This window comes from Rubrivivax sp. A210 (genome assembly GCF_904426505.1).
Classification (GTDB): Bacteria; Pseudomonadota; Gammaproteobacteria; order Burkholderiales; family Burkholderiaceae_C; genus Rubrivivax.
Genome location: NZ_CAJGBN010000010.1, coordinates 38,719 through 51,197, shown reverse-complemented (window position 1 = coordinate 51,197; position 12,479 = coordinate 38,719). Strand labels below are relative to the sequence as shown.

Genomic DNA, 12,479 nt, shown 5'->3' with positions numbered 1-12,479 from the left:
GTGAGCAAGACCATCAAGGTAGCAGACGCCGTCGCCCGCATCCCCGACGGGGCGGTGCTGATGATCGGCGGCTTCATGGGCGTGGGCTCGGCCCACCGCCTCATCGACGAGCTGGTGCGTCAGCGCAAGACCGGCCTCACCGTCATCGCCAACGACACCGCCAAGCCCGGCGTCGGCATCGGCAAGCTGGTGAGCGCACGCCTGCTCAGGCGCGTGATCGTCAGCCACATCGGCACCAATCCCGAGACGCAGGCGCAGATGATTGCCGGCGAGCTCGAGGTCGAGCTCGTGCCCCAGGGCACGCTGGCCGAGCGCGTGCGCGCCGGCGGCTTCGGCCTCGGCGCGGTGGTCACGCCCACCGGCGTGGGCACCACGGTGGCCGAAGGCAAGCGCACGCTGGAGATCGATGGCCGCACCTTCCTGGTCGAACTGCCGCTGCGTGCCGATTTCGCCCTCGTCAATGCGCGCCAGGCCGACCACATCGGCAACCTCGCCTATGCGCTGACGGCGCGCAACTTCAACCCGCTGATCGCCATGGCCGCCGACGTGGTGATCGCCGAGCCGCAGGAAATCGTGCCGGTCGGGGTGATCCCGCCCGACGCCGTGATGACGCCCTCGGTGGTGGTCACCTACATCATCGCCAAGGAGACGGCCCGTGGATGACAAGCTGATCATCGCCTCGCGCGTGGCGCGCGAACTGCGGCCCGGCACCCTCGTCAACCTCGGCATCGGCCTGCCCACCCTGGTGGCCGGCCTGGTGGCGCGCGACGCCCACATCTTCTTCCAGAGCGAGAACGGCATCATCGGCATGCAGTCGGTGCCCGAGGACGGCCTGGAAGACGACGACCTCACCGACGCCGGCGGCCGCCCCATCAGCGCCCTGCCCGGCGCCGCCACCTTCGACAGCGCGATGTCCTTCGGCCTCATCCGCGGCGGCCACCTCGACGTGACGGTGCTGGGCGGCCTGCAGGTCGACCGCAACGGCCGCCTTGCCAACTGGATGGTGCCGGGCAAGATGGTGCCCGGCATGGGCGGCGCGATGGACCTGGTGACCGGCGCCCGCCGCGTCATCGTGGCCATGACGCACACCGCCAAGGGCGAGCACAAGATCGTCGATGCGCTGTCGCTGCCGCTCACCTCCACGCGCTGCGTCGACCTCATCGTCACCGAGCTGGCCGTGCTGCGGCCCACGCCAGAAGGCATGGTGTTGCAGGAGCTGGCACCGGGCGTCAGCGTGGCCCAGGTGCAGGCGGCCACGGGCACGCCGCTCATCGTGCCGGCCGAGGTGCCGGCCATGCTGGGCAGCTGAAGGCCCCGGACATCCTGGCGACGGCGGGCCGGTGCTAAGCTGGCCCGCCTTTCCATTGGCCATTCAAAAAAAGGAGACTGCCATGCCCGCCCTGCTGCCCGACGTCGATCCCGACGGCCTGCTCGAGTTCTCGGTGGTCTACACCGACCGCGCGCTCAACCACATGTCCCGCCGCTTCCAGGGCGTGATGCGCGACATCTCCAGCGTGCTCAAGGAGGTCTACAACGCCAAGGCGGCGGTCGTCATTCCCGGCAGCGGCACCTTCGGCATGGAGGCGGTGGCGCGCCAGTTCGCCAGCGGCAAGAAGACCCTGGTCATCCGCAATGGCTGGTTCAGCTTCCGCTGGACCCAGATCCTCGAGATGGGCCGCATCCCCGCCGAGCAGAGCGTGCTCAAGGCCCGCCCCACCGGCCCTGGCCGCCAGATGCCCTATGCGCCCCCGCCCATCGCCGAGGTGGTGGACGCCATCCAGACCCAGCGCCCCGACGTCGTCTTCGCGCCCCATGTCGAAACCGCCGCCGGCCTGCTGCTGCCCGACGACTACCTGCGGGCCGTGGCCGACGCCGTCCACGCGGTGGGCGGCCTCTTCGTGCTCGACTGCATCGCCAGCGGCGCGGTCTGGGTGGACATGCAGGCCACCGGCGTTGACATCCTCGTCAGCGCGCCGCAAAAGGGCTGGAGCGGCTCGCCCGGCTGCGCCTTCGTGATGCTGGGCGAACGTGCCCGTGCCGCCATCGACGCCACCACCAGCACCAGCTTCGCCGCCGATCTGAAGAAGTGGCTGCAGATCATGGAAGCCTACGAGGGCGGCGCCCACGCCTACCACACCACCATGCCCACCGACGCACTGGCACGCACGCGCGACGTGATGCTGGAAACGCGCGCCTACGGCTTCGAGAAGCTGCGCGCCGAGCAGTGGGCACTGGGTCGCCAGGTGCGCGCGCTGCTGGCCCGCCACGGCCTGCGCAGCGTCGCCGCCGACGGCTTCCAGGCGCCCGGCGTGGTGGTCAGCTACACCGACGACGCCGGCCTGCACACCGGCAAGGCCTTTCTCGGCGAAGGCCTGCAGACCGCCGCCGGCGTGCCGCTGCAGTGCGACGAGGCGGCCGATTTCAAGACCTTCCGCATCGGCCTCTTCGGCCTGGACAAGCTGCACCAGGTGGAGCGCAGCGTGGGCCACCTGGATGCCGCGCTGACGCGCATCCTGGGCGCGGCACAGGCCGCGGCCTGAGCCCGGCCAGCCTGCCGCTTGACCCGGGTCTACACCGCCGCCGAAGTCCACGCCGCCCTGCCCTGGCCGGCGCTGGCCCAGGCCTTGGAGGCCGCTTTCGTGGCCGGCGTCGCGCAGCCGCTGCGCCACGGCCATGCGCTCTCGGCAGCCGACACGCTGCTGCTGATGCCGGCCTGGAACGCGCGTCTGGTCGTCGTCAAGCTGGTCACCGTGATGCCGGCCGCCGCGGCCACGGTGCAGGCTTGCGTGCTGGCGCTGGACCGCAGCACGGGCGAAGCCCTGGCGTTGCTGGACGGTGAGGCGATCACCCTGCGCCGCACCGCCGCCACCTCGGCACTGGCGGCCCGCCATCTGGCGCGCGGCGATGCCAGCCGGCTGCTCATCGTCGGCAGCGGGCGGCTGGCCGGCTGGATGGCACGCGCCCACGCGGCGCTGCGGCCGGCCCTGACGCAAATCGACATCTGGGGCCGCAAAGGCGAGGCCGCAAAGGCCCTGGCCCGAGAACTGGCCGCGCAAGGCCTGCCCACTGCCGCCGCGCCCGATCTGGAAGCGGCGGTGCGCGCGGCCGACATCGTCTGCTGCGCCACCACCTCGACCACGCCGCTGGTGCGGGGTGAGTGGCTGGCACCCGGCACCCACCTCGATCTGGTGGGCGGCTTCAAGCCCGGGATGCGCGAAGTGGACGACGCCGCCGTGCAGCGCGCCACCATCGTCGTCGACACCTATGCCGGTGCCCTGGCCGAGGCCGGCGACCTGACCCAGCCGCTGGCGCGCGGCGCCATCACGCGTGCCCACATCGTGGCCGAACTGGCCGAACTGCTGCGCACTGGCCAGGGCCGCCGCCGCGACGCGAGCGAGATCACGCTCTTCAAGTCGGTGGGCGCGGCGCTGGAAGACCTGGCCGCCGCCCAACTGGTGCTGGGGTTGGGGCTGGAATGAAAAGGGCCGCCCGGCGCGCAAGCAGCGCACCGGGCGGCCCCATGCCCGAGGGCTTGATCCTCAGACGATTCAGTCCCGCTTGGCGCAGCCGCGGCCCTGCACCAGGCAGCGGGCATAGGCGGGGTCGGTCTTGAGCTGCCACTGCACGCGTGCGGCATAGGCGGTGTCGGCGAAGTCCGAGAACACGCCGTCCACGCCCAGGTCAAAGAAGCGCGTGTACTCGTTGGAAGGCTGAATGCCGTCGTCCAGCGGCTGGCGATTGCGCTCGTTGCGGAAGGTCCAGGTGTGGACCACCAGGCCCAGAGAATGGGCGCGCTGCACCAGGTCGGTGGCGGGAACGGCCACGCGGTCAGCCTCGTTGACGGCACCGTCACCATTCACGTCGGCACAGCCGCCGGCGGCGTTCAGCGCCTTGCAGGCCGTGCTCTGGATGTAGTACTTCCAGGGGCCGATGCCGTCGGCGTAACTCGCCACCTCGGCCAGGCCGGCGGGGGTGAGCAAGTCCTTGAAGAGGCCGGCGCGGCCCGACACCACCCAGTCATAGGGCTTGTCGAAGGGCGCTGCAAAGGTGATGGTGCCGTCGGCCGCCAGGTCGTCGGCATCCACCAGCTGAACCAGGCGCACGCGCGTCTTGCTGCGCAGGTAGCGCAGGTTGGCGGTCTCGAAGGACTGGATGAAGACCGGCGCCTCGCGATGATTCCAGCCGGCGCGCGTGAGCGCGGCCAGCAGCCGGTCTTCGAGCGCCAGGCCGATCTGCTGGTGGTAGGTGGGGTGCTTGGTCTCGGGATAGATGCCGATGGTTCGGCCCTGCTCGCGCGCCTTGTTCTTGGCCAGCGCGATCACCTCTTCCAGCGTCGGAATCTGGAACCGGCCGTTGAAGGCCTGGCTGCGCGCGCCCACCGGCTGCACGGCGCGCAGCTGCCTGATCTCGGCCAGCGTGAAGTCGCTCGCCCACCAGCCGTCAGTGGGGATGCCGTCCAGCATCACGGTGCGGCGGCGCGCCGCGAACTGCGGCAGCGCGGACACATTGGTGGTGTCCTTCAGGTTCGGTTCGTGACGGGCGATCAGGTGGCCGTCCTTGGTGGCCACGAGGTCGGGCTCGACGAAATCGGCGCCCAGTTCTATGCCCAGCGCATAGGCCTCGAGCGTGTGCTCGGGCAGGTAGCCGCTGCCGCCGCCGCGGTGGCCTATGACCAGCGGCGCCGGCAGGGCATTGGCGCCTTCACGGCCACGGCCATCGTGGGCCTGGGCGGCGGTGCCGGCGAGAACGAGGGCGGCGGCGAGCGCAACGCGCCGCCAGGTGGTGATGGATGTCTTCATATTGGCTTGCCTCCTGCCCGCCAAGGTGACGGGAGGCGCATCGTAGACGCCGGCCGTGACCCCGGCGTGTCATCCACCCACCCGCCGCAGGGTGGCCGCCCCGGCCATCGGCCTGTTCAGCCAGGCAGTGCGGGCAAGGGCGAGAAAGCCGGGTACTCGCCGCGCAGTGCGCGCCACACGGTCTCGGCCGTCAGCGGCATCTGCACGCGTTCGGCCGCGCGCCCCTGGCCGGCTTGGGCCAGGGCATCGACGACGGCATTCACCACCGCGGGTGTGGCACCTATGGTGCCCAGCTCGCCCACGCCCTTGCTGCCCAGGCCGTTGGTGAGGCAGGGCACGGATTCGTCGAAGGCGGTCTTGAAGCCGCGGAAGCTGTCGACGCCGGGCAGTGCGTAGTCCATGAAGCTGGCGCTCAGCAGCTGGCCCTGCTCGTCGTAGACCATGCGCTCGCACAAGGCCTGGCCCATGCCCTGCAAGGCCCCGCCCTCGACCTGGCCGCGCACGATGGTGGGGCTGACGATGCGGCCGATGTCGTTGACCGAGGCGTAGGCGACGACGCGCACCTGGCCGGTGGCGGGGTCGATCTCGACCTCGCAGACATGGCAGCCATTGGGCCAGCTCGGCGCCGCTGCCTTGGCGCCGCCCTCGGCCAGGATCACCGCGGCCGGCTGGCGCCGCGCGAGATCGAAGAGGCCGATGCCGAGATCGGTGCCGGCCACGGTGTAGCGGCCGGCCGCGTATTCGATGTCGGCCGCTGGCGCCTCCAGCGCCTGGGCCGCCAACTCCTTGCCCTGGTCGACCGCCGCCTTGGATGCCACCTGCACCGCGGCGCCGCCGGTGAAGAGCGAACGGCTGCCGGCGCTGCCGAAGCCATTGGCGCGGTCGGTGTCGCCCTGCAGGATGCGGATGCGCTCCAGCGGCACGCCGAAGACATCCACCGCCAGCTGGGCGTAGCTGGTGGCAATGCCCTGGCCCATGGCCATGGTGGCCGAGGTCAGCTCGACGAAGCCATCGGCAGTGACGCGCACCTGCACCTGCTCTTCCAGCGCGTTGGCGCCGGTCCATTCCAGGAAGGTGGCGATGCCGCGCCCGCGCAGCAGGCCGCGCGCACGCGAGGCCTCGCGCCTTGCCGCATAGCCGCCCCAGTCGGCCAGTTCCAGGCCCTGGTCCAGCATCCGGGCGAACTGACCGCTGTCATAGGTCTGGCCCATGGCGTTGCGGTAAGGCATTTGCTCGGGGCGGATCATGTTGCGGCGGCGCAGCTCGGCCCCGTCCATGCCAATGGCGCGCGCAGCAGCGTCCATCAGGCGCTCGGTGGCGTAGATGGCCTCGGGCCGGCCGGCGCCGCGGTAAGGCCCGGTGGGCGCCGTGTGGCTGAGCACGGCACGAATGTCGAGGTTGATGACCGGGATGTCGTAGATGCTGGTCGTGACCCAGGGGCCGATGAGCAACTGGATGGCCACGCCAGGCGTCGTGGGGTAGGCGCCGACATTGGCCAGCGAGCGCAGGCGCAGTGCCAGCACGCGGCCATCGGCGTCCAGCGCCAGCTCGGCGTGGCTGAGCAGGTCGCGGCCGTGTACCGCGGCCAGGAAATCCTCGACGCGCTCGGCCTGCCACTTGACAGGCCGGGCCAGCTGCCGCGCGGCAAAGGCCACCGCCACATCCTCGGGATAGATGCCGGTCTTCATGCCGAAGCCGCCGCCGACGTCGCCCACCAGCACGCGCACGTCCTCGGCCTGCAGGCCCAGGCAGGCCGCCAGGCCGTCGCGCACCGCGCTGGGCATCTGGCTGGAAAGCCGCATCGTCAGCCGCCCTTCGTCCAGCCAGGCCAGCACCGAGCGCGGCTCCATCGTGGCCGGCGCCAGGCGCTGGTTGACCAGGTCCAGCTGCACACGATGGGCAGCGCGCGCAAAGGCCGCCTCGGCGGCGGCAGCATCACCGTGGCGGGCCTGGGCCAGCACATTGCCGTGGGCGCCGGGCCAGACCGGCTCGGCACCTTCGGCCACCGCCGCCAGCGCATCGGCCACCGCGGGCAGGGCCTCGATGTCCACCACCACCGCGTCGGCCGCGGCCCGCGCGGCCTCGCGCGATTCGGCCACCACCAGGGCCACGGCCTCGCCGACGAAGCGCACGATGTCCTGCGCCAGCACCGGCCGCGCCGGCGCGTCCATCGCGCTGCCGTCGGGGCGGCGAAAGCCCGCCGCGGGCGCCAGCGGCTTGATGCCGGCCGCCGCCAGGTCAGCGCCGGTGTAGACCGCCAGCACGCCGGGCACGGCCAGGGCCGCCGAGCTGTCGATGCCAAGAATGCGGCCGTGGGCCTGGGTCGAGCGGACGAAGCGCAGATGGGCCGCACCTTCAGGCGTCACGTCACCCGTGTATCGGCCCCGGCCCTGCACCAGGGCCGGGTCTTCGATGCGGCGCACCTGGGCGCCGCTGCCGTAGCGGCCGGCAGCATCGGCGGCGGCGTTCATGCCGCCTCCCCGTTGATCGTGCGCGCCGCCTGCTGGACCGAGGCGACGATGTTCACATAGCCGGTGCAGCGGCAGAGATTGCCTTCGAGCGCATGCACGATCTCGGCCTCGGCCGGGCGCGGGTTCTCGCGCAGCAGGCAGGTGGCGGCCAGGATCATGCCGGGCGTGCAATAGCCGCATTGCAGGCCGTGGCAGGCGATGAAGGCCTCCTGCACCGGATGCAAGCTGCCGTCGGCCGCAGCCAGGCCCTCGATGGTGGTGACGGCGCGGCCCGCCACCTGCAGCGCCAGCAGGCTGCAGCTCTTGACCGCCTGGCCGTCCAGCAACACCGTGCAGGCTCCGCACTGCGCGGTATCGCAGCCCACATGGGTGCCGGTCAGCGCCAGCGGGCCGCGCAGCAGGTCCACCAGCAGCGTGGCCGGCTCGACCTCCAGCGCCATGGCGCGTCCGTTGAGCATGAATTCAAGTTTCGTCATCGCAAGCTCCTGCAGGGGCGACTGGCCGGGCGGCGGGGATGTTAGCGCGCGCCCGTCTTCGCATGCGGCCTTGGCCGGCGGCAGGCCGGGCGGGTTATCGTGGCGCTTGATTGCCTCGCCAGCACTGTGCCGGGGCTTGATGACCACGCCGACCCGCCGCCGCCATGTCCACTGCCGCATCCTCCCTGTCCCCTGGTGACTCCACCCTGCACGAGGCGGCCATCCCGGTGCTCGTCGTCGGCGCCGGATTGATGGGCCTGGGCATCGCCCAGGTCGCGGCCCAGGCCGGCCACGAGGTGCTGTTGCTCGACAGCCGCGAGGGCGCCGCCGCCCTGGGCCTGGCCAGGCTCGGCACCACGCTGCAGGCCCTGGCTGCCAAGGGCCGCCTCAGCCAAGCCGCGGCAGCGGCCACGCTGGCGCGCCTCCACCCCATCGCCGGCCTGGCCGAGGCCGCCGGCGTGGGCCTGGTGGTCGAGGCCATCGTCGAGGACCTGGCGGCCAAGCGCGAACTGCTGCGCCAGCTCGAGGCCGTGGTCGGCGACGATTGCCTGCTCGCCAGCAATACCTCGTCCATCAGCATCACCGCGCTGGCCGCCGGCCTCAAGCGCCCCGGGCGCGTGGTGGGCATGCATTTCTTCAACCCGGTGCCGCTGATGGCGCTGGTGGAGGTGGTCTCGGGCCTGCAAACCGATCCTGCCGCGGCGGCGGCCGTACAGGCACTGGCCCAGGCCTGGGGCAAGCAGGCGGTGCATGCGAAGAGCACGCCGGGCTTCATCGTCAATCGCATCGCCCGCCCCTACTACGCCGAAGCCCTGGCCCTGCTGCTGGAGCAAGCCGCCGCACCCAAGGTCATCGACGCCTGCCTGCGCGGCGCGGGTTTTCGTCTCGGGCCCTGCGAGCTGATGGACCTGATAGGCCACGACACCAATCTCGCGGTGACGACCTCGGTCTGGGAGGCCAACTACCACGACCCGCGTTACCGCCCCAGCCCGCTGCAGCGCGAGATGGTCGACGGCGGCCTGCTCGGCCGCAAGAGCGGGCGCGGCTTCTACCGCTACCCCGCGGGTGCGCCGGCCCTGCCTGCGCCGCACTTTGATGCACCGGCCCATGCGCTGGAGCTCACGGTACACGGCAGCTGCGCGGTGGCCGAATGGCTGGAGCAGCAGACGGCCCGCGTGCTGCAGCCCCTTGGCCGGCGCCCGGCGCGGCTGTATGCCGGCGGCTGGACCGGCCTCGAAGTGGCGCGCGCCCGACTGGTGCTGAGCGACGGGCGCAGCGCGCAAGACCTGGCCCAGGCCCTGGGGCTGGCCGACATCGCCGTCTTCGACCGCCCTCTGGCCCTGCCCTGCGCCCCGGCCACGCCCATCGCCTATGCGGTGGCGCCCGGCGCCCACCCGGCCTGGCGCGCGCAGGCGCCGGCCTGGCTGGCGGCGCTGGGCCTGGCGCCGCTGCCGGTGGCCGACAGCCCCGGGCTGATCGTCGCGCGCACCGTGGCGATGCTCGTCAACGAGGCCGCCGACGCGGTGCTGCAGGGCGTGTGCAGCAGCGCCGGCGCCGACGCTGCGGTCAAGCTGGGCCTCAACTGGCCGGCTGGACCCTTCGAATGGCTGGCCCGCTGGGGCACGGCCGAACTGCGCGCCGTGATTGCCGCGCTGGACGCGCACTACCGCGGCGAGCGCTACCGCATCAGCCCCTGGCTGCAGCGCCAGACGCTGCAGCCACGCCCGGCCCCGGCCTGAGGCCGGCGCACCGCGGGCCTCAACGGGGCTTCAGCTCGACGCGCCGATTGCGCGCCCAGGCTTCTTCGGTATCACCCAGGGCGAGCGGACGCTTGTCGCCAAAGCTCACCGGCTCGAGCTGGGATTCGGCCGCCCCGAACTGGCGCAACGCCTTCACCACCGCCAGCGCGCGCTTCTGGCCCAGGGCCAGGTTGTATTCGGCGCCGCCGCGCTGGTCGGCATGGCCTTCGACGACGAGTGTGCGGCCCGGCTCGTCGGCGAGCGCGCGGCCATGGGCCAGCAGCATGGGGACGTAGTCCTCGTCGATGGCATAGCGGTCGAAATCGAAATAGACGCGGCGTGCCAGCTGGGATTCGGCCGCAGCGGCAGGCAGCGCGGCTGCCGGCGCAGCTGCTGGCGCAGCTGTCGGGGGCGTGGCCTGCGATGCGCCGGCCGTGCCGCAGGCGTGATGCTGCGCGCCGGCCGCGGCGCGGCCGCCGCAGTGGCAGCCGCCGCAGCGGCCTCGGGCGTGGCCCAGATCGTGGTGTCGGAGGTGCGCGTCACCAGCACCGGCTCGGCCGGCGCCGCCGGCGCCTCGGGCGAAGCCGGAGGCGTCGCGCAAGCGCCCAGCACGAGCGCGGCGGCCAGCACTTGTGCAGGTGCCAAGACGGCGCGCAACGGCCTGATCAGCATCGACTTCTTCATCTTCTCTCCCTGTCCATCGGCGCCGGCTGTGGCGCCGGCTGCTGCTTCTTCCTGGCCGCGCCTACTGCGCCGTCCAGCCCCCATCCACGGCCCAGGCCTGGCCGCGCACATTGGCGGCGGCCGCCGAGCACAGGAAGACCGCCAGCTCGCCCAGTTGCTCGGGCGTGGTGAATTCGAGCGAGGGCTGCTTCTCGCCCAGCAGGCTTTCGCGCGCCTTGGCGTCGCTGATGCCGTCGCGTGCCGCGCGGGCGTCGACCTGCTTTTGCACCAGCGGCGTCAGCACCCAGCCCGGGCAGATGGCATTGACAGTGATGCCGCTGGTGGCCACTTCCAGTGCCGTGGTCTTGGTGAAACCGACCAGGCCGTGCTTGGCCGCCACATAGGCGCTCTTGGCCGCCGAGGCCACCAGGCCGTGGACGCTGGCGAGGTTGATGATCCGGCCCCAGTTGCGCGCCTTCATGCCCGGCAGCGCCAGCCGCGTGGTGTGAAAGGCCGAGCTGAGGTTGATGGCGATGATGGCGTCCCAGCGCTCGACCGGAAACTCGTCGATGTTGGCCACATGCTGGATACCGGCGTTGTTGACGAGGATGTCGACGCCGTCGAAGGTGGCCGCAGCGTGCGCCATCATGGCCTCGATCTCGGCCGGCTTGCCCATGTCGGCGCCGTGGTAGGCCACCTGCACGCCCAACGCCGCCACCGCGGCCTTGGCACCTTCAACATCGCCGAAGCCGTTGAGCACGAGGTTGGCGCCCTGGCGCGCCAGGCTGAGCGCGATGCCCAGGCCTATGCCGCTGGTGGAACCGGTGACGAGGGCGGTCTTGCCTTTGAGGGTCATGGATGATCTCCGTAGCGATGCGGGAAAGATGCGGAAAAAGGTCGGGGCGGCGGCGATTGTTCCACCGCGCCCGCCGTCGCCACGGCGCTGCAGTGGCCGGGGCGCAAAATGAGGCTTGCGAATGCTTGCACAACAGCGGCTACGGTTTGGCCCGCGCCGGCCGATAACCCGGCACGAAGCAAAGCCCAGCGGACCCACCCATGAGCACCTCCCCCCGGCAAGACAACACCTTCGGCACCGCCAACCCGCATGCCCTGGCCACCATCCTGGAGGCCAGCGAGACGCGCAGCATCATCGCGGCGACCGACATCTTCGACATCTCGGGCATCAAGCTCTGGTCGAGCAAGCAGCCGGTCTCGGCGGCGCTGCAGCGCAAGCTGATCGACCGCCAGCTGCGCCAGCCGCTGGAAAGTTGCCTCATCGCCGAGGACGGCGTCAACACCCTGACCCTGGTCGAAGCCATCGACAGGCTGGTGCAGGGCGACACCGCGCTGACGCCGCTGCTGGCGCCCCATGCCGCCCGCCTGGTCAAGGAGGCGGCCCAGTTGCCGCTCAATCCGGTGGCCCAGCTGCTGCTTTCGGCCAGCCAGACGGCACGTCCGCAGCGCTTCGAGCACGCCATGGCCGGCATGGCCCTGGCCGGCGCGCTGATGGCCGGCAATGGTGGCGACACGCCCGAGATCCGCCTGGCCATGCTTTGCGGCCTGCTGCACGACCTGGGCGAGATGTACATCGATCCCCGCCACGGCGAAGCCGAGGCCGACCGCGAGCTCGACTTCCTCAGCTACCAGCAGCTGGTGGTTCACCCCCACGTCGGCCACCTGCTCATTGCCCAGCTCACCAACTACCCCTCCGTGGTTTCGCGCGCCATCGCCGAGCACCACGAGCGGCTCGACGGTTCGGGCTATCCGCACGCACTGCCGGCCGAGCGCATCTCGCCGCTGGGCCGCCTGCTCGCCGTCACCGAGGCCACGCTGACGGCGCTGCGCGGCGAAGGCCGCCAGCTGCTGCACGCCAGCGTGGCGCTGCGCACGGTGCCGGGCGAGTACGACCTCAGCTGGGTCGGCCGCGTCAGCCAGGCCGCCTGCGCCCAGCCGCCCTCGCCCGCGGTGATGGAGCACGAGGACATCCAGGCCCGCCTGGCAGCGCTGGGCGAAGTGCTGGCCAGCGCCGAGACCAATGTCGCCCGCCTCAAGGCCGAGGCCAGCGTGCCGGCGCTGCAGGACGCGCTGGCCCTGGCCGACTTCCTGCTGCAGCGCCTGCGCACCGGCTGGAACGAAAGCGGCATGTGGAACCCGGGCGCGATGGCCGGCGCCGACGCGGCCGAGGTCGAGGCGCTGGAAGACGAGATCTACTTCCGCCTGCGCGGCGTGCAGCGCGCCACGCTGATGCGCGCCGGCAAGCTGGAGCCGACCGAGGCCGAGCAGCTCAACACGCTGTGCGACTCGCTGGCGATGGGATAGGCCGGCGCGGCT

Annotated in this window: 11 protein-coding genes; 6 read left to right on the top strand and 5 right to left on the bottom strand. The window is 71.7% G+C overall.

Annotation, left to right across the window (positions count from 1 at the left end):
- The 4 genes from JMV16_RS08060 (at position 1) to JMV16_RS08045 (ending at position 3,479) form a co-directional block, all read left to right on the top strand.
- The gene (locus JMV16_RS08060) at positions 1 to 663 is read left to right on the top strand and encodes a CoA transferase subunit A (protein ID WP_201493736.1); all 663 of its coding nucleotides are present in this window, start codon (positions 1 to 3) and stop codon (positions 661 to 663) included.
- Positions 656 to 1,309 carry a 3-oxoacid CoA-transferase subunit B gene (locus tag JMV16_RS08055; protein WP_201493735.1) on the top strand — a complete coding sequence of 218 codons (654 nt, stop codon included), beginning with the start codon at positions 656 to 658 and terminating at the stop codon, positions 1,307 to 1,309. The genes JMV16_RS08060 and JMV16_RS08055 overlap by 8 nt, the downstream gene beginning before the upstream one ends.
- Before the next feature lie 82 nt (positions 1,310 to 1,391).
- Positions 1,392 to 2,540, top strand: coding sequence for an aminotransferase class V-fold PLP-dependent enzyme (locus JMV16_RS08050; RefSeq protein WP_201493734.1), 1,149 nt, complete (start codon positions 1,392 to 1,394; stop codon positions 2,538 to 2,540).
- A gap of 18 nt (positions 2,541 to 2,558) precedes the next feature.
- On the top strand, positions 2,559 to 3,479 hold the full coding sequence (locus tag JMV16_RS08045; protein WP_201493733.1) for an ornithine cyclodeaminase family protein: 921 nt from the start codon (positions 2,559 to 2,561) through the stop codon (positions 3,477 to 3,479).
- A gap of 69 nt (positions 3,480 to 3,548) precedes the next feature.
- Here JMV16_RS08045 and JMV16_RS08040 read toward each other — a convergent pair whose 3' ends face one another.
- From JMV16_RS08040 to JMV16_RS08030, 3 genes are all read right to left on the bottom strand, one after another.
- A complete protein-coding gene (locus tag JMV16_RS08040; RefSeq protein ID WP_201493732.1) occupies positions 3,549 to 4,799 on the bottom strand; it encodes a glycerophosphodiester phosphodiesterase in 1,251 nt (416 codons plus the stop codon).
- A gap of 116 nt (positions 4,800 to 4,915) precedes the next feature.
- Positions 4,916 to 7,270 (bottom strand): xanthine dehydrogenase family protein molybdopterin-binding subunit, encoded by a 2,355-nt coding sequence (locus tag JMV16_RS08035; RefSeq protein WP_201493731.1) that lies wholly within the window; start codon positions 7,268 to 7,270, stop codon positions 4,916 to 4,918.
- Positions 7,267 to 7,746: a (2Fe-2S)-binding protein gene (locus JMV16_RS08030; protein WP_201493730.1), complete on the bottom strand. Its 480-nt coding sequence runs from the start codon at positions 7,744 to 7,746 to the stop codon at positions 7,267 to 7,269. Before JMV16_RS08030 ends, JMV16_RS08035 begins: the two co-directional genes overlap by 4 nt.
- Before the next feature lie 164 nt (positions 7,747 to 7,910).
- Between JMV16_RS08030 and JMV16_RS08025 the strand changes: the two genes are divergently transcribed.
- Positions 7,911 to 9,485, top strand: a complete 1,575-nt coding sequence (locus tag JMV16_RS08025; protein WP_201493729.1) for a 3-hydroxyacyl-CoA dehydrogenase — start codon at positions 7,911 to 7,913, stop codon at positions 9,483 to 9,485.
- 19 nt (positions 9,486 to 9,504) lie between these two features.
- Here JMV16_RS08025 and JMV16_RS08020 read toward each other — a convergent pair whose 3' ends face one another.
- Both JMV16_RS08020 and JMV16_RS08015 read right to left on the bottom strand, forming a co-directional pair.
- Complete coding sequence (locus JMV16_RS08020; RefSeq protein WP_236580409.1) at positions 9,505 to 10,086, bottom strand: OmpA family protein; 582 nt, start codon at positions 10,084 to 10,086, stop codon at positions 9,505 to 9,507.
- Between the two features lie 144 nt (positions 10,087 to 10,230).
- Complete coding sequence (locus JMV16_RS08015) at positions 10,231 to 11,004, bottom strand: 3-hydroxybutyrate dehydrogenase (RefSeq protein ID WP_201493728.1); 774 nt, start codon at positions 11,002 to 11,004, stop codon at positions 10,231 to 10,233.
- Positions 11,005 to 11,204: 200 nt separating this feature from the next.
- On the opposite strand from JMV16_RS08015, the gene JMV16_RS08010 reads away from it, so the two are divergent.
- Complete coding sequence (locus JMV16_RS08010; protein WP_201493727.1) at positions 11,205 to 12,467, top strand: HD-GYP domain-containing protein; 1,263 nt, start codon at positions 11,205 to 11,207, stop codon at positions 12,465 to 12,467.
- Positions 12,468 to 12,479 lie beyond the last annotated feature (12 nt).

Coding starts and splice junctions, on each gene's coding strand:
- JMV16_RS08010 (WP_201493727.1), top strand. CDS start 11,205: ATGAGCACCTCCCCCCGGCAAGACAACACCTTCGGCACCGCCAACCCG.
- JMV16_RS08050 (WP_201493734.1), top strand. CDS start 1,392: ATGCCCGCCCTGCTGCCCGACGTCGATCCCGACGGCCTGCTCGAGTTC.
- JMV16_RS08040 (WP_201493732.1), bottom strand. CDS start 4,799: ATGAAGACATCCATCACCACCTGGCGGCGCGTTGCGCTCGCCGCCGCC.
- JMV16_RS08035 (WP_201493731.1), bottom strand. CDS start 7,270: ATGAACGCCGCCGCCGATGCTGCCGGCCGCTACGGCAGCGGCGCCCAG.
- JMV16_RS08025 (WP_201493729.1), top strand. CDS start 7,911: ATGTCCACTGCCGCATCCTCCCTGTCCCCTGGTGACTCCACCCTGCAC.
- JMV16_RS08030 (WP_201493730.1), bottom strand. CDS start 7,746: ATGACGAAACTTGAATTCATGCTCAACGGACGCGCCATGGCGCTGGAG.
- JMV16_RS08015 (WP_201493728.1), bottom strand. CDS start 11,004: ATGACCCTCAAAGGCAAGACCGCCCTCGTCACCGGTTCCACCAGCGGC.